General features: G+C 71.1%; 9 protein-coding genes and 1 pseudogene. 3 read left to right on the top strand and 7 right to left on the bottom strand.

What is annotated here, in order from left to right; genetic code table 11:
* The first annotated feature begins 562 nt into the window (after positions 1-562).
* Positions 563-1,561 (top strand): tryptophan--tRNA ligase, encoded by a 999-nt coding sequence (gene trpS, locus QCN29_RS32655; protein ID WP_279932686.1) that lies wholly within the window; start codon positions 563-565, stop codon positions 1,559-1,561.
* 83 nt (positions 1,562-1,644) lie between these two features.
* Here trpS and proC read toward each other — a convergent pair whose 3' ends face one another.
* Positions 1,645-2,454: a pyrroline-5-carboxylate reductase gene (gene proC, locus QCN29_RS32650; RefSeq protein ID WP_240140163.1), complete on the bottom strand. Its 810-nt coding sequence runs from the start codon at positions 2,452-2,454 to the stop codon at positions 1,645-1,647.
* A gap of 143 nt (positions 2,455-2,597) precedes the next feature.
* Entirely contained in the window at positions 2,598-2,996 is a 399-nt protein-coding gene (locus QCN29_RS32645) for a hypothetical protein (protein WP_279932684.1), read from the bottom strand.
* Positions 2,997-3,105: 109 nt separating this feature from the next.
* Here QCN29_RS32645 and QCN29_RS32640 point away from each other — a divergent pair, with 109 nt between their 5' ends.
* Complete coding sequence (locus QCN29_RS32640) at positions 3,106-3,690, top strand: SMI1/KNR4 family protein (RefSeq protein ID WP_279932683.1); 585 nt, start codon at positions 3,106-3,108, stop codon at positions 3,688-3,690.
* Positions 3,691-3,720: 30 nt separating this feature from the next.
* Here QCN29_RS32640 and QCN29_RS32635 read toward each other — a convergent pair whose 3' ends face one another.
* The gene (locus tag QCN29_RS32635) at positions 3,721-12,951 is read right to left on the bottom strand and encodes a DNRLRE domain-containing protein (RefSeq protein WP_279932681.1); all 9,231 of its coding nucleotides are present in this window, start codon (positions 12,949-12,951) and stop codon (positions 3,721-3,723) included.
* 425 nt (positions 12,952-13,376) lie between these two features.
* Here QCN29_RS32635 and QCN29_RS32630 point away from each other — a divergent pair, with 425 nt between their 5' ends.
* Positions 13,377-14,933 (top strand): FG-GAP and VCBS repeat-containing protein, encoded by a 1,557-nt coding sequence (locus QCN29_RS32630; protein ID WP_279932679.1) that lies wholly within the window; start codon positions 13,377-13,379, stop codon positions 14,931-14,933.
* A gap of 235 nt (positions 14,934-15,168) precedes the next feature.
* Here the strand turns inward: QCN29_RS32630 and QCN29_RS37245 are convergent.
* The 4 genes and pseudogenes from QCN29_RS37245 to QCN29_RS32615 form a co-directional block, all read right to left on the bottom strand.
* Positions 15,169-15,288: pseudogene (locus QCN29_RS37245) on the bottom strand (hypothetical protein); the annotation flags it as partial.
* Between the two features lie 159 nt (positions 15,289-15,447).
* Complete coding sequence (locus tag QCN29_RS32625) at positions 15,448-16,239, bottom strand: ABC transporter permease (RefSeq protein ID WP_240140155.1); 792 nt, start codon at positions 16,237-16,239, stop codon at positions 15,448-15,450.
* Positions 16,236-17,048, bottom strand: a complete 813-nt coding sequence (locus QCN29_RS32620; protein WP_240140154.1) for an ABC transporter ATP-binding protein — start codon at positions 17,046-17,048, stop codon at positions 16,236-16,238. The genes QCN29_RS32625 and QCN29_RS32620 overlap by 4 nt, the downstream gene beginning before the upstream one ends.
* A gap of 134 nt (positions 17,049-17,182) precedes the next feature.
* Positions 17,183-18,337 (bottom strand): NAD(P)/FAD-dependent oxidoreductase, encoded by a 1,155-nt coding sequence (locus tag QCN29_RS32615; RefSeq protein ID WP_279932678.1) that lies wholly within the window; start codon positions 18,335-18,337, stop codon positions 17,183-17,185.
* Positions 18,338-18,353 lie beyond the last annotated feature (16 nt).

Genomic DNA, 18,353 nt, shown 5'->3' with positions numbered 1-18,353 from the left:
CCGTCGGAAGGGGTTCGCCTTCCGGTTCCGGCGCTTTCGCGCTTTCCCCTTTCCGGCGGCTCCGACTCTACCAGATCCTTTCGGGCCTGATTCCCAGTCAGCGGGAGTTGCCTTTCCGGCCGTTGCGGGCCGTTCCGACGAGCGAGACTTTAGTGGATTCCGGGGCCTCGACGCCAATCGAGGCCACGTTCCTTCGAACGCGGATTCCTCATTTCGCAAGAGCACACAGAAAGACAGCAGACGGCGGCCGGAGCCTTCGCTTGCTGAAGTGGGTCTTGCGGAATGGCTGTCCGGGGCCGACCTGGGGTCGGTGCTCGCGTCGGACAACTCGGAGAACACTACGGGCGGCGGAATCGACTGTCAACCCGGGCAGGGGAGGGCGTACCCTCGCTCGTATGACGACGCGCATGTGCCTCCTTCAGTGGTGGGCCGCCTGACGGCGGCCGTACATGTGCGTGTATTCAACGGCCGCCGTCTCGGCGGCCGTTCGCGTATCTCCCTCCGGGATCCGGGACCGTCGCCGGCAGCGGCGGTCCCGAGTGGAAGACGGAGAGACAACGCGATGACGCGGATCTTCAGCGGGCTCAAGCCCACGGGGCATCTGACGCTGGGCAACTACCTCGGTGCGCTCCGGCGGTGGGTCGAGGTCGATCAGCATCGGGCGGAGGCGCTGTTCAGCGTGGTGGATCTGCATGCGCTGACCGTGGAGCACGACCCGGCCCGGGTGCGGCGGCTGAGCCGGCAGGCGGCGACGCTGATGCTGGCGGCCGGGCTGGATCCTCAGCGGTGCACCGTGTTCGTACAGAGCCATGTGGACGAGCACACGCGGCTTTCCTACCTCCTGGAGTGCACGGCTGCGGACGGTGAGCTGCGGCGCATGATCCAGTACAGGGAGAAGGGCGGACAGGCGCGGGCGGCCGGGCAGAGTGTGCGGCTGTCGCTGCTGACCTATCCGGTGCTGATGGCCGCGGACATCCTCGCCTACGGGGCCGATGAGGTTCCGGTGGGCGAGGACCAGACCCAGCATGTGGAGCTGACCCGGGATCTGGCGGTGCGGTTCAACCAGCGCTACGGGCATACGTTCACGGTGCCCCGGGCGACGCATCCGCCGGTCGCCGCCCGCGTCATGGATCTGCAGGATCCGGCCTCGAAGATGGGGAAGTCCCATGAGCCGGGGGCGGGCATCGTCCATCTGCTCGATGACGCCGACACCGTGCGGAAGAAGATCATGCGGGCGGTCACCGACAGCGGGCGGGAGGTCGAGTACGACCGGGAGCACAAGCCCGGGTTGGCGAATCTGCTGGAGATCCTGGCCGCGTGCGAGGGCGGGAAGCCGGATGAGCTGGCCGGCGCCTACGACTCGTACGGAGCGCTCAAGAAGGACACGGCCGAGGCGGTGGTGGATTTGCTGAGGCCGGTGCGGGAGCGGCACGCGGAGCTGGCCGCCGATCCGGCGGGGGTCGACGCCGTGCTGCGGCTGGGTGCCGAGCGGGCCAGGGGTCTGGCCCGGCCGCGGGTCGACGCGGCCTTTCGGGCGATCGGGCTGATGCCCGCCGTGTGAAAGGGCGACCGAGGTCCCGTCGATCGGGTCCCGTCGAACCGGGGGCCTGTCGGCGCTGTCGGCGGCAGGCCCCCGGGAGCTCGTCAGCCGTTGCCGGAGGCCAGTTCGCGGCTGCGGTCGCGGGCGGCTTCGAGGGCGGCGATCAGGGCCGCTCGTACGCCGTGGTTCTCCAGTTCGCGGATGGCGCTGATGGTGGTGCCCGCGGGGGAGGTGACCGCCTCGCGCAGCTTGACCGGGTGCTCGCCGCTGTCTCGGAGCATCACCGCCGCGCCGATGGCGGCCTGCACGATCAGATCGTGGGCCTGGGCGCGGGGCAGGCCCAGGAGGATGCCGGCGTCGGTCATGGCCTCGACAAGGAAGTAGAAGTAGGCGGGTCCGGAGCCGGAGAGCGCGGTGGCCGCGTCCTGCTGGGACTCGGGGACGCGGAGGGTCTTGCCTACGCCGCCGAAGATCTCCTCGGCATGGGCGAGGTGGTCGGCCGTCGCGTGACTGCCTGCGGAGATCACGGACATTCCCTGGTCGACGAGGACGGGGGTGTTCGGCATGACGCGGACCACGGGAGTGTCGGGGGCGAGGCGCTCCTCGATGAACGCGGTGGTGATGCCCGCGGCGGCGCTGATGACGAGGCGGTCGCGGGTGACGTGGTGGGCGAGTTCGTCGAGGAGCTTGCCCATGTCCTGCGGCTTGACGGCGAGAATGAGGGTGTCGGCGCGCTTGGCGGCGTCCGCGTTGGTCACGGGCTCGACGCCGTACGTGGCGCGGAGCTCTTCGGCGCGATCGGGACGGCGGGTGGTGACCAGGAGGTGGGCGGGCGGCCAGCCGGCGCGGATCATGCCGCTGAGGAGCGCCTCGCCGATCTTTCCGGTGCCGAGGACTGCGACTGTCTGGGTCATGCGGGTCACCTCGCCGGTGGGGATGTTCCGTGCAGGAACATCCTCGCACCGGGGGCGACGCGTCGGTGCTTCCGTCCGCCAAGCGGTACGCGGGTCAGAGGGCGCCGCAGGTGCGCCACTCTGCCGGGGCGCCGACGGTGGGGCTACTGCTCCGTCTCGAAGCGGCCGTACGCCTCAAGCCGCTCGGCCGGCTCCCCGAGCCACTCGCCACCGTCGGGCTCGAAGGGGATCGGCACGTCCTCTTCCGCTTCGGAGAGGAAATGCATCTCGACCGTGTCCCATACATAGGTGTGCAGGAACGCGGCGAAGCCACCGTCGAAGTACGCGAAGTCGTCGCCGCGGCCGGGACGCCCGGCGATCGTCCAGCGATCGGGGTCATCCGATCCCATCTTCGGCGTGTGGCCGGGAAAGCTGGTCGGAAGCCCGTCCGGAGAGATCGCCCCACGCACCAGATCGGCCTGGTACCCCGTGAGGCTCTCCCCGACCTCGACCAGTCGTCGCTGTGGCGCTGAGCACGACGGGCCACCGACCCGGATCGGCATGCCCAGTATTCCAGTGAACGGCCAAGGGCGTGATCACGCTCGATAGGCGATGAAGTGATCGTCCGCGACTCCTGTGGCTGGTTTCCTTCTCTCTGCCAGACTAAGCGCCATGCACGACGACCTCATCGGCACCCAGACACCTGAGCGCCGGATCACCGACCCTGAAGAGGCACTACGGCTTCTGGAACAGGTACTCCCCGATCTGGCTGCGCACCGTCGACCACAGCCCGCTCCCATCGACTGGACTCTCGTCGAGGGCAGGCTGGGCACGGGACTCCCCACTGACTACAAGCGGCTGGCCGAGTACTACCCCTCCTTCGCACTCAGCCACGAGTATCTGGGTGTGGGCCTGCCCAGCCCGGGCAGCGAACTGGAGCTTGACGGCACGACCGAGGCGCTGGAAATCGTCCATGACTGGTATGAGGACGACATGTCCATCGGCCTGCAGCCGCACCCGGCCCCCGGAGGCCTGCTTCCTTGGACCTCCTCCGTGGAGGGCGACCTGTTCCTGTGGATCACGGCCGGCAGCACGCCCGACGACTGGCCGGTCACCGTCGCCACACGCGGCGGCGAGTGGTGGCACTACGCGGGCGGCGCCGTCCAGTTCCTCGCCGAACTCGCGAGCGGCACCATCGAGCCATGGGGGCTGTCCCGTATCGACGCCGACGTCACCGTGTACGAGGAAGGAGACTGAGTGGCCGCTGCGGCCACTCAGTCTCCTTCCTCACTTCATACCGTGGCAGGTCCGCTGAGCCGCGGTGCTGTTATCCACCCGCTTGTTGAACAGCAACCCCTTGCTGGTGAATGCCGTCATCTGAATTCCGTCCGGCCGTTCGTCCGACGGATCGGCATAGGACAGCTGGCCTGAGTAGAGTACCGGGTTACCCGCTGCCAGCTGCTTGAGCATCCTGGTCTCACAGCTCTTCATGCCACCGAGGTTCATGCGGCTGCGGCCGGCGAAGAGGTTCTCGGCGACAGGGTCCCCGCCCATTTTGTCACCCACGATGTGCGTCTTGTGGAAATGCGTGACGCCCCTTCTGATGAGATTGTCCGCAGGGGAGGGCATACCCAGCACATCCACCCCGTTCAATTTGTCCTTGTCGCTTCCTGCGGGCTTCACGTCCTTCGGGCAGATCAATGCGATCGCTCCCTGCGACCGACCGTTCACCAAGGGCTCGTAATAGAATCTCTCGCTCTTCGGGCGGGAACAGGGATCCCAGTTGGAGTCGTTGTCGCCGCTGGGGGAGGCGCTCGGCGACGGTGCAGGCGCGTCGCTCGGGTCAAGCTCGCCGCCGCCTTCGGGATGCATCTTGAAGTAGCCGCGCAGCTGCTCGGGGGTGAGATCCAGGTGCTTCTGCGCCTTCTCGTAGGCGTCCTCGACGAACTCGTCGTGCTCCGTGTCCGTGCTGGCCCCGGTGTCCGTCGGGCGCTCGTGGAACTGACTGAGGATGCCCTTGAGGATCGCCGCCCAGGGCGGCGGCGGAGGAGTCTTCGGCTTCTTGGGGATCTTCGGTCCCCTCGGGGGCAGCGGGCCACGGGGAGGCCAGGGGTTCCCGTAGCCGGTGTCGCGGCCGCGGTCTCTGGTCTTCGTTCCGCCGCCTCGCGGCGTGGTGTCCACCGCTGCCGCGGCTGCGGCTGCGGCTGCGGCTGCCGCGGCTGCCTGGGCGGCCGCCTGAGCGGCGATGGCGTCCGCGACGCTGCCCGTGTTCGTGTAGCCGCCGGCGTAGGAGCTCGTGGCGGAGGCGGAAGACGAGGAGCTCGTCCAGTCGTCCCAGTTCTTGTCCACGTACACAGCGGTGGCGCCGACTCCCACGGTCACGGTCGTGGCCGCGGCCGTGGCGAACAGCATCTCCCCGAGCGTCCAGGCGCCGATGGCGACCAAGGGGATGAAGTGCCCGCTCGGGTCCGTGTTCAGCAGCGGGCTGCCGTTGCCGTACGTGTAGCGGTTGGCCTGGATGGACGGGACCGGGTCCAGGGTCCACGAGTCGCGTGAGGAGAAGCCGCCGGTCTCCGGGTCGTACCAGCGGGCGTGCATGTTGACCTGGCCCGTGGCCGGGTCGGTGTACTCGCCCTGGTAGCCCAGCGTCCCGGTGGCGCCCGTCTGCCCGGTGACCTTGCCGAACGGGGAGTAGCCCGTGGAGCCGCCCAGCGTGCCCGTGCTCGGGTCGAACATGCCCGTCACATCGCCGTGTACGTCCGACAGGACCGCCGACGCGCCCGTGCCGTCCGCGTTCGCCGAGGACAGGGCCTCACCGGACAGGCCGCGGACCACCAGCCGACCGCCGCCGGAGACCAGGTTGTTCGACTGGTCCGCGTAGGCGAAGGTGTCGGCGCCCTGCTTCACCAGCCGGCCGAGGGCGTCGTACTCGTACGCCGTGCCCTCGCTCGACACCATGCGGCCGTGGGCGTCGAACGCCGCCGTGTGGGTGCCGCTCGCGTCGGTGCTGCCGGTGCGGGTGCCGCGTGCCGAGTACGTGTATGTGACGTCCCCGGCGGACAGCAGGCGGTTGCGCTCGTCGTACGTCGCCGTTACGCCGCCCGCGCTGGTGCGGTTGCCCGCCGCGTCCCACGTGTACGCCGTGGCCGTGCCGTCGGCCGCCGTCCAGCTGGTCAGACGGCCGGACCGGTCGTAGCCGTAGGACTGGGTGCCCGCGTCCGCCGTGCCCGTCGTCGTCCTGCTGGTCAGGCGGGAGGCGGCGTCGTAGGCGTATGTCACCGACGCCGTCGTCGTGCCGCCCGGCGCCTTCAGGGTGTCGGCGGTGGGACGGTCCAGGACGTCGTAGGCCAGCGAGCGCGTCGCACCCGTGCCGCCGTACGCGATCGATGTGAGACGGGAGGCCGCGTCGTAGCCGTACGTGTGCGTCGCCTGGGTCAGCGGGTCCGCCGCCGTCTTCAGGCGACCCGCCGTGTCGTAGCCAAAGCTGGCCTGGCCTGCCGCGTCCGTGCGGCCGGTCAGCCTGCCCTCCTCGTCGTACGAGAAGCTCGCGGTGCCGGAGGGGCCGTTCGCCGACAGCAGGTTGCCGCGGTCGTCATAGCCGTAGGTGTTCGTGCCGCCCGGGGCGCTCGCCGAGGTGAGGCGGCCCGCGGCGTCGTAGCCGAAGGCGTCCGGCGTCGTGGTCGCCTCGGCGCCTGTGCCCGTGACCTGGGTGAGGCGGCCCAGCGCGTCAAACGTGCGCTGCACGGACACGCCTCCCGGCCGGAGTTCCTGCACTGGCTGACCGACCGCGTCGTAGACGCTGGTCCACGTGCGGTCCGCCGAGTCCGGGTGGGCCGTGGTGGACGGTTCCACCACCGACTCCAACAGGCCGTGGCTGGTGAAGTCGTACCAGGTGGTGTTGGCGCGGCCGTCTGTCAGGCGCGTGCGGTTGCCCGCAGCGTCGTAGCCGTACGTGGTGGTGACGGACGTCGTGGCGTCGACGGGCTCGACCAGCTCTGTCAGGCGGCCCAGCGCGTCGAACGTCTGCGTGACCGTGTGGCCCAGCTCGTTCGTGGACTCCACCGGGTTGCCGTCCGCGTCGTACGTGGAGCCGCGGGTGCGCAGGACCGTGCCCGCGGCGTCCTCGTCCGTGACCGTCGTCACCCGGCCCGCCGGGTCGTAGGTCGTGCGGGTCGTGCGGCCCTGCGGGTTCGTCATGGACGTCGCCAGGCCGGTCGGACCGTAGGTGTAGACGGTCTGGGCGCCCGCCGTGTCCGTGACCGTGGTGGGCTGGCCCGCCGCGTTGTACGCCCGGGACGTGTTCAGGCCTGTCGGGGTCGTCGTCGACAGCAGGTTGCCGGCGTCGTCGTATGTCAGCGTCGTGGTGAACGCGCCCGGCGCCGGGCTGCGTTCGATCACGGTCGACGTGACGGGGCGGCCGAGGTCGTCGTATGTGGCCTCGGTGCGTGCGCCGGTCGGGTCGGTGGTCGACAGCCGCTCACCCAGCAGGTCGTAGGTGTAGGTGGAGACCGGGGCGGGGTCCGTGGCCGTCGGGGCCGGCTGCGTGACCTTGGCGAGGTGGCCGAGCTGGTCGTAGCTGTAGGAGGTCGTCCTGCCCAGCGCGTCCGTCTCGCTCGCCAGATTGCCCGCGGTGTCGTATGTGCGGGTGATCGTGGGCGTCAGCGGGGTCGAGGCGCCCGGCGGGGTGTAGTCCGGCAGCGTGGTGCTGACCTCACGGCCCAGGCCGTCGAAGGCCGTGTGCACCACCTCGCCGTTCGGGCCACGCGCGTCGGTCACCTGACCGAAGGTGTTGTAGCCGATGGCCGTGGTCGGGCGGGCGGTGGCCGCCGCGGACTGCCGCGTCTCCACCGTCACCGGCGCTGCGCGGGTCTCGACCAGGCGGCCGAGGGCGTCGTAGGTGTAGTCGGTTGTGTACGCGGCCGGGTCGGCGCCCGAGACGTTGCCGCGTGGCGAGGTCTCGGAGACCGTCAGGCCGCGGTCGTCGACCACGCGGCTCATGACGATGTCGTCGGCGCCGTTCTCGATCGTCGTGCGGGTGATCGCCCCGGTGACGTCACGCTGGTGAGTGACGTTCTCCGTGCGGGTGCCGCCCGCGCCACTGTGCGTCTCGGAGAGCACCGCTCCTGCGGCGTCGTACGTGTAGGCGACGCGGCGTGCCAGTACGTTCGGGTCGAGGACCTTGGCCGTGGTGCGGCCAGCCGCGTCGATCTCGTAGGCCGTGGTGACCTTGCCGCCGCCGGCGGTCTCGCCGACGAGGTTGCCCGCGGCGTCGTAAGTGCGGTCGCTCAGCACCAGGTCGCGCGTGGTGCCGTCCGGGTCGTGGAAGCCGGCGAGGATCTGCTGGGCCTGGAGGCCGTCGTCGAAGTAGGTGTACCGCGTGGTGCGGCCCATGGCGTCGGTGTGCTCGGCGAGGCGGCCCGCCGGGTCATACGCGTAGGAGTCCAGCACCACGTCCTGGGCCGTGGACGGGTTGTTCGGATCACCGGTGTAGTCCGCCAGGGTGGTCGTGGCGAGGTGGCCGAGGGCCGTGTACGTGTAGCGGTAGGTGTGTTCACCGGGCAGGGTGCGGCTCGCCTGACGCCCGTAAGCGTCGTACGTGTAGCTCTCGACCCGGCCCTCGGCGTCGGTGAGGGCCGCGACCCGGCCGTAGGTGTCGTACGTGCGCTGCGTGGTGCGTGTGCTGTCGCCGCCCGTCGCGTCGGCGACGGACTCCGTGAGCACGTTGCCGTCCGCGTTGTATGTGTACGTCGTCTTCGCCTGGTGCGAGGCGCCGGTGACCTGGTTGGCGACGGCCGGAGCGGTGACCGTGACCGGGCGGGACTCGCCGTCGTACACCGTGGTCGTGGTCACGCCCGTCGGATGCGCGTCCGAGATGACCTTGACGGCGGTCTCCCGGCCGATGGCGTCATAGCTGTACTCGGTGACGACGCCCGCCGGGTCGGTGACCTTCGCGAGGTCGCCGGCCGCGGTGTAGTCGCGTTGGGTCACCCGGCCGAGGGCGTCGGTGGTGACCGCCAGCAGGCCGGCCGGGACCGTGCCGCCGCCGACCGCGGCCTCGGTGCCGTCGGTGAAGGTGTGGGTGACCGTGCGGCCGGTGGGGAAGTCGGGGGTGGCCGGGGTGGTGGTGGAGATCCGGTCCCCGTAGGCGTTGTAGCCGTAGCCCGTCTTGTACGTGTCGTCCGTCGCGCTCGCGGAGCGGGCGTCACGGCGGGCCGTCAGCTGGTCGTTGCGCGGGTCGAGCGGGTCCGCGGTGTTCAGGTAGTAGGAGGAGTACGAGGTGTGGCAGGTGCCCGTGTCCGCGGCGTCGCGGCACGTCGTCTGCGAGATCTTGTTGCCGCGCTCGTCGTGGCCGAGGCGGGTGACCGTGCCGTCGGGCCCGGTGGTCGTCGCCAGGAATCCGCCGGTGTCGTAGCCGAACGCCGCGGTGTTGCCGGACACATCGGTCTGGGCGATCAGCCGGTTGCCCTGGAGCGGGTCGTAGACATAGCTCGACGTCCGCTCGTCCGGGTCGGTGACGGTCACCGTGGTGGTGGGCTGGCCGGCGACGGCGCCCTGGCCGTCGGTGCCGGGCAGGTCCTCGGTGCCGGTCAGCTTGTGCTCGGAGAGCTGGTACGCGCCGCCGTCGGCGTCCGTGTACGAGGACACCCGGTCGCGCACGGTGTCGTACTGCACCGCGGAGTGGACGCGGCCGCTGGGCAGCGTCACCTTGGTCAGCTGCTGGGCGGTGGACCCGGAGGCGTGGTGCTCGGCGATGGTGCGCGCGCCGAGCGGGCGGGCGTGGACGGCCGCTTCGTCCATGTCTCCGGTGAAGTGGCCGATGCTGCCGCTCGTCGCGGGCCAGTTGTTCCAGTAGCCGGCGCCGAGGTAGACGAAGTGCTGGTCGTACTGGGTGATGTCGCCGCTCGCCGTGCCGACCGGAGCGCCGTCCAGATACAGGGTCTGGGTGTTGCCCGCGGCGGTCAGGGCCGCATGGTGCCAGGCGCCGTCGTTGACGGGCTGGGCGGTGGTGACGGGCGCGGCGCTGCCGTTCCAGAACTCGCCGCGCAGCTTGCCGTCCGTGCCCACGTACAGCGCGGGGGTGTACTTGAGGGCGGTGGCCTCTTCCAGGGTGTGCTTCTGGTAGCTGAACAGCACGCCGCTGCCGGTGGTGCGGAACCACAGCTCGACGGTCAGATACGGGTTGTCGGTGACCAGCTGGTCCGGCAGCTGCACATAGGACGAGGTGCCGTTGAAGGTCGCCGCGGTGTCGGGGCTGCCGGCCAGCGCGCCCGCCGCGCCGAGCTGGACGTCGCGGTAGACGCCGACGTGGTCCTCGCTGTCGAGCAGCAGGTCGCTGACGGCCGTGCCGGCTCCGGGCTGCTCGCCGAGCCGCCAGTAGGAGAACGGCCCGGCGTCGCGGACGACGGTGCGGTGGTGCGAGCCGTCGCCGTAGGTGTACCGGGTGCAGGCGGGCGCGGTGTCCTCGGGTCCGCAGACCTCGGTCAGCCGGTCTCCGATGTAGGAGTACGTCCAGGTGAGCGGGGAGGCCGTGGCGTCCGGGGCGTCCGTGGTGACGGTGCTGACGTGTCCGCCGGACCAGGCCAGCTGGAGTGCCCGGCCGCCGGTGGCGGTGACCGTGGTGAGTTCGCCGCTCGCGTTGTACGTCAGCGTCTGGGTGCGGCCGCGGAAGTCGGTGACCTCGGTCAGCCGGCCGCCGTCGTCGAAGACGTAGTCGGTCTGGTTCTTGTCGGTCAGCCGCCAGCCGCCGCCGCTGACCGCGGTGAGGGTGGCGAAGCTGCCGTACGGGGGTGCGTAGCTGCCGTCCGGGTTCTTGCCGAACCGCACCTGGCGGCCGTCCGGGTGGGTGACGACCACATTGCCCGTGCCGTCGTCGTCCGGCTCGGCCCGCATGTCGTAGCGGGTGCTCCAGCCGGCGCCGAAGGCGTTGTCGGAGCGCGGGTCGCGGCTGTTGTAGGTGCGGGTCACGGTCAGGCCGGGGCCGACGGTGGCGACCTGTGCGTCGGTGTCGACGGTGGTGTAGTTGCCGATGCCCGGGTCGACCTCGCGGCCGGCCCCGTCCAGGCCCTGTCCGCCGAGCTTGGAGGTGATGGCGGGCTGCTCGACCGCGGTGGTGAAGGTGTAGTACGGGCTGAGGGGGCCCTCGACGCCGTCCTCGCGGGCCTTGACCCGCCATACGTACTGCTCGCCCCAGGCCAGCTTGGCGGCGGGCACGGTCCAGGTGCGGTGCTCGACCCAGTTGGACTGGACGCAGTCGACGGGCGCGGCGATGGTGCCCTCGCACACCTCGAACCAGTAGTCGAGGTCGGCGCCCGCGGGCCAGTTGTCGAGGGATTCGGCGGCCATGAACAGGGCGGGGGTCAGGCTGCCGACCTGTCCGCCGGGGCGCGGGTGGATGTCGGTGATGCGGGGGCCGACGTCGGTGGAGGTGACGGTGACCGTGGCGACGGGCACGCTCTCGCTGGAGAACCACTTCTGGTCCCGCAGCCGCTGCACATCAAAATTGATCTTGTATGTGCCGGGGTCGAGGCGGGGTATCCGGGCGTTCAGCGTGGCGCTGTCGCCGGGTGTGAGCCGTTCGTTGAGGCGGGTGAAGGCAACGGGCTTCAGCAGGGCGCCGGTGCTGTTGTCGCGTACGCGCGTGCCGAGGCGCACCTCGTTCCAGCCGAGGGGCTCCCAGGTGAGGTCGCCCAGGTTCTTGACTGTGACGGTGACCTCGCCGCCCTGGTGGCCGGTGAGCGGCTGGGTCTGGCTGCCGACCGTGTAGCGCGCGCCGTACGCGCTGTGGGTGATCGACATATACGGCTTGTTGGCGGAGTTGGCGCTGCCGAAGCGCTTCCACGGGCCGCTGGTGGTGAAGTCCGCCCAGATGGCGAGGCCGTGGTTGGCGATGGTGCCCTCGACCCAGCCCTGGACCAGGTCGACGCCGTTCTTGCCGAGGTCGATGGTGCGCCACTTGGCGCCGCCGCAGTTCTCGCCGTACGAGAAGGTGTCCGAGGCGATCTGGTTGTTGTAGCTCGGCGGGCGGTTGTTCCAGGTGACGGTGGTGGAGCTCCAGGAGCCGGTGACCTGGTGGACCGTCATCTTCTGCGCGGTGCAGCTGGACGACCAGTGGTTGAACAGGCCGAGGTCGGCATTGAGGATGTAACGATTCTTCAACTGGCTGCTGACATTGCTGAAGTTCATATAGCTGATGGCGCGGCTGCCGCCCGCGTCATAGCTGCCGATCTTGAGTTCGTCGTCACCGGAGAAGTTGCTGTCGGGCCAGTCGTCCTGGACGAAGGAGTCGCCGTAGGTGTCGATCGAGTTGACGCTGGGGTCGACCTTCACGGGGTAGACGCGCTCCGGGGCGTCCAGCCACGCGTCGTCCAGCACCACCCTGAGCAGCCACCGGCCCTTGCTCTTCTCCAGGCGGTAGTCCACACCGCCGGACAGCGCGGGGCCGCCGGTCTCGGGGTTGTGGGAGGAGTCCTCCATCCAGCCCGTGGGGACGACGGCCCGCACCGCGCCCTTGCCGTCGCGCAGCAGGACCGCGCCGTGGTCGTCGAGCTCCGGGGTGAGGCCGTCCAGGCTGAGCGGGAAGGTCCACTCCCGGGGCGCGGCCGGCGAGTTGAGGACGATCGTCTCCTTGATCGCCCCGTGCTCGGCCTGGAGGGTGACATCGGCGTCGCGGCGGATGTCGTCGTAGCGGGCGGTGTCGTCCTGCACCTTGGCGGCGGAGCGGGCGGCGCCTTCGAGGCCGAAGCCGACGCTGTGGCCCTCGTCGCCCAGCTCCAGGGAGGCGAGGACGGGGTTGTCGCCGCGGGCGGCGAGGGTCGGACCGGCGTCGTCGCCGACGACCACGAGGCGGTCGTCGGCGACCGGGGCGCTCTCGGCGGGTGCGTTCTTCGCGGGGGCCTTGGCGGCCGGGGCGTCCTCGGCGGCTGCGCCCTTGGCCCGGGCGTCCTTGGCGGGGACGAGGGCGGTGTCGATCTCCTGCCAGTCGCCGGAGGCGTCCCGGTAGTGCACCGGCTCGGTGTAGATGCGGGTGGTGTTCGTTCCGTCGGGGTTGCGGAACTCCTTGGTGGAGGCGGTCCGCTTGCCGCGCTCCTCGACGCTCCGCTCGGCGTCGAAGCCGGTGGCGGGGCGGTCCGCGGCGCCGCCCCCGGCCTTCTTGAGCGTCACCGGCTTCGGCTCGGGCTCGACCGGGGTGAAGGCCGGTCCGCCCTCCTGCAGCGGCAGCGCCTGGTCTGCGGCCTTGAGGCCGGCGGCGTCTGCCGTGTTGCCGCCGTTGGCGTCGGTGCGGTCGGCGTCGACCTGGTGCGCGCGGCCGTCCGCGGTGCCCGTGCGCTGCTCGGGAGCGTCCGTGTCCGCCCACGGCGGCGCGGCCTGGGCCTGGGCCGTCAGCGCGGGCGGCGGCAGCAGCGTCGCGCAGAGCGCCAGCAGCACGCTGCCCGAGGTGACGCCGGCCGCGCGGACCGGCCATGCCGATCTGCGGGGCCTGGTCCCCAGGAGCCTACGGAAACGAGAGCGGCTGGCCACGGAACTCCTCCAAACCACACGGCCGGTCACCCGCGAGGAGCGGGAACCGGCCAGTTGCAGGGACGCGGACACACCACACCCCTGGAGGAGCCCGAGGTGTCCGAGCGGCCTACACGCTAAAGGATCGAATCCGCCGTAAGCCCTGGTCATGACAACGTCTTCGTAACGGGATCAACCGTTGAGCGGGGCCGATACGGACCGCGACCCTCCGGCCGTGGACCGCGTTCTCCCTTGTGGCACCAGGGGTTTGGGGGTCCGACGGCAGCCTCTTCCGCCACCCGGTGGCCGGATTTCGCCGTAACCAAGTCGAGATTCCGACGTGCGTAACCTGCAGGCTCGATCAGCGACCGTGCGGCAGCCGAGCACGGACGCCCGTCACGCACGCCCCCATGCCCGTCTGGCGGAAGGACGAGTGAGAGACAGTCATGTCCGACAAAAAGGCACGTCCGCTGCGATTCCGGAAGTGGCATGCGGCGGTGGCCCTGCTCGCCTGCGCGGGAACCGTCACCGCCACCGCCCTGCTCTCCGGCCCGGGGAGCGGCGTGGCGCCCTACGACCTCAACGGCGACGGGAAGCCCGATCTGGTGGTCGGACTGCCCGGCGACACGGTCGCCGGGAAAGCAGGCGCCGGATCGGTGATCGTCGCCAACGGCACGGCGACCGGCCCGGCGAGCAGCTCCGTGCGGATCGACCAGGAGTCCACCGGGGTCGCGGGGGCCCCCGAGGCCGGCGACTCCTTCGGACAGTCCTTCGCCAGCGGCGACTTCGACGCCGACGGCTATGCCGACCTCGTGGTCGGCGTCCCGCTGGAGGCCATCGGCAGCACCGAGGGCGCGGGCATGGTCAGCGTGCACTACGGGTCGTCGAGCGGCATCCTCGGTTCCCGCACCGGAGCGTTCACCGAGGACACCGCGGGCGTACCGGGCGATGTCGGCTGGGACGAGGTCTTCGGGTACTCGCTGGCCGCGGGCGACCTCAACGGCGACGGCTACAGCGACCTGGCGATCGGCCAGCCGCTGGACCACGCGGCCGGCAAGGCGAACGCCGGCACCATTAAGGTGGTCTTCGGTTCGTCGACCGGGCTGGCGGCCTCCTCCACGGTGTGGATCGACCAGACGACCGCCAACGTTCCCGGCATTCCCGAGGCCGAGGACCGGTTCGGCGAGCAGGTCGCCATCGGCGACATCAACGGCGACGGCACCGACGACCTGGTCTCCGCGACCATGGGCGAGCAGATATCGGGCAGCTCCGACCGCGGCTCGATCCATGTGCTGTACGGCCCCATCGACGACGCACCGGCGGCCGGGGGGTACCTGGACTCCGGGAACGTCGACGACATCGGAGAGTTCGCGGGCAGCGCACTGGCCCTGGGCCGCTTCAACGACGACCCGTACCTGGACGTCGCGGTCGGCGCCTCCGACGAGAAGGCCGGTGACGACGCGGGCGCCGCCGGACGGCTGGCCGTGTTCTACGCCGCCGCCGACGGCCTCTCCCCCGACCGCGTCGAGGTGTTCGACCAGGACACACCGGGCATCGCCGGCACCCCGGAGCCCGAGGACTACTTCGCCTCGTCCCTGGCGGCGGGCGACTTCGACGGCGACGGAGTCGACGATCTGATCGCCGGAATGCGCAGCGAGGCCCTCGGCTCGGCGACCGGCTCGGGCGCCTCCCTGGTCCTGTTCGGCAACGCCTCGGGCGGCATCTCGGCATCCGGCGCCGTCTGGATCAGCCAGGACACCCCCGGAGTGCCGGGCACGGTGTACGAGGGCGATCACTTCGGGTGGACCGTCGGAGCCCTGGACACCGACGGAAACGGCCGGGTGGAGCCGCTCATCGGCGCGCCCGGCAACGCCGCGGGCACCGTGACCGTGGTGAAGGTGAAGCCCGGCACGCTGGAGTCGGCGACCGCGCTCGCGGAGGCCGATCTGGGCTGGCCCGCGGGCAGCAACGGCGACGCGTTCGGCATCGCCCTGCCGCGATGACGCGCACACGCGGATCCGGCCGATCCTGCCGATCCGGCTGAGACGAGCCGCACGTGCTATGTGCTCGATCTTGACGGGGGCTGCTGACCGTGACGCGGGACGGCGAGACGACCCGCACGGTCAAAGCGTCGGTCAGGCGCGGCACACCGGTGGAGTGGCTGACGGTGGCGTCCAGGTCGCCCCGGCACAAGCTTGCCTTGGACGACCTCGGTTTCGAGGATGCGTACGCCGCGGCCTTGCGGAGCGCCTCGTTGACCTCTGCCGCGGTGACGGCGGCGTCCAGCTCGACCACCGAGCCGTCGATGACCGGCACCCGTATGGGCCGGCCGTCGAGCCGGGGCAGCACCTTGCCGATAGGACGCGCCGGCGCCGGTGCCGGTGCCGGTGCCGGTGCCGGTGGGCACGATGTTCGCGGCGGCGGCCCGGGCGCGCCGGTAGTCCTTGTAGGGGGCGTCCTGGAGCCGCCGGCGATCGGGTAGCCGACTTCGGCACGTCGGCTGGGAATTCCGGCCGACTATGCGGTGCGGCGGCGCAGGGTGGCCGCGCCCAGGGCGAGGACCAGGACGGCGCAGCCCGCGACGACGAGGACGTCCCGCAGGAAGTCGCCGGTGGCGTCCGGGTGGCGCAGCACTTCGGTCATGGCGTCGACCGCGTACGACATGGGCAGGACGTTCGAGATCCCTTCCAGGACGGGCTGCATGTTCGCGCGGGCGGTGAACAGTCCGCACAGCAGCAGCTGCGGGAAGATCACGGCCGGCATGAACTGGACCGCCTGGAACTCGGAGGCCGCGAAGGCGGAGACGAACAGGCCGAGGGCCGTGCCGAGGAGGGCGTCGAGCAGGGCTACCAGGAGGAGCAGCCAGGGCGAGCCGACGATGTCGAGGCCGAGGGCCCAGAGCGAGAGTCCGGTGGCGAGGAGGGACTGGATGATGGCGATGAGGCCGAAGGCCAGGGCGTAGCCCGCGATGAGGTCGCCCTTGCCCAGGGGCATGGCGAGGAGGCGTTCCAGGGTGCCGGAGGTGCGTTCGCGCAGGGTGGCGATGGAGGTGACCAGGAACATCGTGATCAGCGGGAAGATGCCGAGCAGCGAGGCGCCGATGGAGTCGAAGGTCCGCGGGCTGCCGTCGAAGACATAGCGCAGCAGGAAGAGCATCAGGCACGGGACCAGCAGCATCAGCGCGATCGAGCGGGGGTCGTGGCGCAGTTGGCGCAGCACCCGGGCGGCGGTGGCGAGGGTGCGTGCGGCGGAGGGCGCGAGACCGGGCCGGGGGGAGACGGCGGCGGGTGCGGCGTGGGTCGTGGTCATCGGTGGTTCTCCTGGAATGGGTCAGGGTCCGCGGCGGCGTCGCGGGAGGAGTTGCGGGCTGCCGCGTCGGCCTGGTCCACCAGGTGGAGGAAGGCCTGTTCGACGGTCTCGCTGCGGGTGCGGGCGCGAAGGGCGTCGGGGGTGTCCTCGGCGAGGAGTTCGCCCTCGCGCATGAGCAGCAGCCGGTGGCAGCGCTCGGCTTCGTCCATGACGTGGGAGGAGACGAGGATCGTCGTGCCGCGCTCATCGGCGAGGCGGTGGAAGAGGTTCCACAGGTCGCGGCGGAGTACGGGGTCGAGCCCGACGGTCGGTTCGTCGAGGACGAGGAGTTCGGGCGTGCCGAGGAGGGCGACCGCGAGGGAGACGCGGCTGCGCTGGCCGCCGGAGAGCCTGCCGGCGAGTGCGTCGGCGTGTGAGGCGAGGTCGACGTCCTCGATGACGCGGGTGATGTGCTGACGCCGGATTTCGGCGCGGCGGCGGCCCGGCAGCAGCACGGAGGCGAAATAGTCGAGGTTCTGGCGGACCGTCAGGTCGTCGTAGACGGACGGGGCCTGGGTGACATAGCCGATCCGGCTGCGGAGCGAGGCGTCCCCGGCGGGGCGGCCGAGGACTTCGAGGGTGCCGGTGACTCTCGCCTGGGTGCCGACGAGGGCGCGCATCAGGGTGGACTTGCCGCATCCGGAGGGCCCCAGCAGGCCGGTGATACGGCCGGGCCAGACGGTGAAGTCGAGTCCGCTGAGGACGGTGCGGTCTCCTCGTACGACGGTGAGGCCGCGGGCGACGACGGCAGCACCAGAAGAATTCATCATGCGATGAATAATCCTCCTGGCGCTGCCGGTCGTCAAGCCATGGACGGGCCCGGAGACCGGGGCCGGGCCCGGAGACCGGGGCCGGGCCCGGAGACCGGGAACCGGAGGCCGGGAATCAGAGGCCGGGCCGGGAATCAGAGGCCGGGAATCAGGGAAACCACCGACGGGCGGCGCGCGGCCAGCCGCAGGAAGCGCACCGTGGAGCGGACCACCTGCTCCTTGGCACGGGCCGCCGTCCGGCCGGTCAGCATCCGGTCGCGGGGCGAGTCGTCCGGCCGGACGAACTGGATCAGCCCGTCATGGCGGCCGAGGCTCACGCACTGGATCGTGAACCCGAAGCTCAGGGGCTTCGGCGTGTGACCACGCGCCTCGGCCAGGATCGACGACGCCGCGTGGGACCCGGTGGGCAGGGCGGTGGCGCAGGCCATGCGCAGCCGCCCGGGCGCGGGGGCGTGGGAGGCCGCCGCGTCCCCCGCCGCGTACACCTCGGGGTGGGTGAGGGAGCGCAGCGAGGCGTCCACCGCGATCCGTCCGGACCCCTCCGGGTCGAGGGCGAGCCCGGCGGCCGCGGCGAGCGCGGTGTTGGGAACCATGGAGGCCGTCCAGACGACCGCGTCGGCGTCCACCTCCCCGGCGTCGGCGACGCGGCGGCCCTCCTCGACGCGGACGCCTCGCGCGGCGAGGACCGTATGGATGTGGTCCCGGCCCCGGCCGGAGCAGCCGGCGGCGAGCGGACCGGCGGACAGCAGCCGCACGGACCAATCGGGGTACGCCTCCGCCAGCTCGGCGGCCATCTCTACGCCGGTGAGCCCGCCGCCCACCACGGCCAGGCTGCCGGGGCCGTCCACCAGCCGCTTGCGCAGGGCCTCGGCCGACTCCGCGCTGTAGGCGCGTTCGTCCGCGGCGCCGCCCTCCGGGCCGAGGGGGCTGCCCGGCAGATGGCCGGTGCGGCTGCCCAGGGCGTAGACGAGCCGGTCGTACGGAAGGATCCGGCCGTCGTCCGTGGTCACCTGGCGGGCCACCGGGTCCAGGGCCGTGGCGCGCGCCGCCAGATGGCGCACGCCGGTTCCGCGCAGGATCTGCTGCAGAGGGTGGGTGACATCCGGCCGGCCGGCGGCCAGCTCATGCAGGCGGACGCGTTCGGTGAACCGGTCACTGGGGTCCACCAGGATCACTTCGGCGTGCGGGGCCAGCCGCAGGGCGGCCAGCAGTCCGGCGTAGCCCGCGCCGAGCACGACGATCTGCTGCCTGGTCCGCTGCTTCGTTGCGTTCGTCCGTGTGGTGTTCATGCAAGGGGGACGACGC

Source organism: Streptomyces chengmaiensis, from assembly GCF_029846775.1.
In the GTDB taxonomy this organism is placed as follows: domain Bacteria; phylum Actinomycetota; class Actinomycetes; order Streptomycetales; family Streptomycetaceae; genus Streptomyces; species Streptomyces chengmaiensis.
Note: the sequence above shows the minus strand (reverse complement) of the source record. Positions and strands in the feature narration are given on the sequence as shown.

Excerpts from the sequence above, each read along its gene's own strand:
- QCN29_RS32615 (WP_279932678.1), bottom strand. The coding sequence starts at position 18,337 with ATGAACACCACACGGACGAACGCAACGAAGCAGCGGACCAGGCAGCAG.
- trpS (WP_279932686.1), top strand. The coding sequence starts at position 563 with ATGACGCGGATCTTCAGCGGGCTCAAGCCCACGGGGCATCTGACGCTG.
- proC (WP_240140163.1), bottom strand. The coding sequence starts at position 2,454 with ATGACCCAGACAGTCGCAGTCCTCGGCACCGGAAAGATCGGCGAGGCG.
- QCN29_RS32640 (WP_279932683.1), top strand. The coding sequence starts at position 3,106 with ATGCACGACGACCTCATCGGCACCCAGACACCTGAGCGCCGGATCACC.
- QCN29_RS32645 (WP_279932684.1), bottom strand. The coding sequence starts at position 2,996 with ATGCCGATCCGGGTCGGTGGCCCGTCGTGCTCAGCGCCACAGCGACGA.
- QCN29_RS32625 (WP_240140155.1), bottom strand. The coding sequence starts at position 16,239 with ATGACCACGACCCACGCCGCACCCGCCGCCGTCTCCCCCCGGCCCGGT.
- QCN29_RS32620 (WP_240140154.1), bottom strand. The coding sequence starts at position 17,048 with ATGATGAATTCTTCTGGTGCTGCCGTCGTCGCCCGCGGCCTCACCGTC.
- QCN29_RS32630 (WP_279932679.1), top strand. The coding sequence starts at position 13,377 with ATGTCCGACAAAAAGGCACGTCCGCTGCGATTCCGGAAGTGGCATGCG.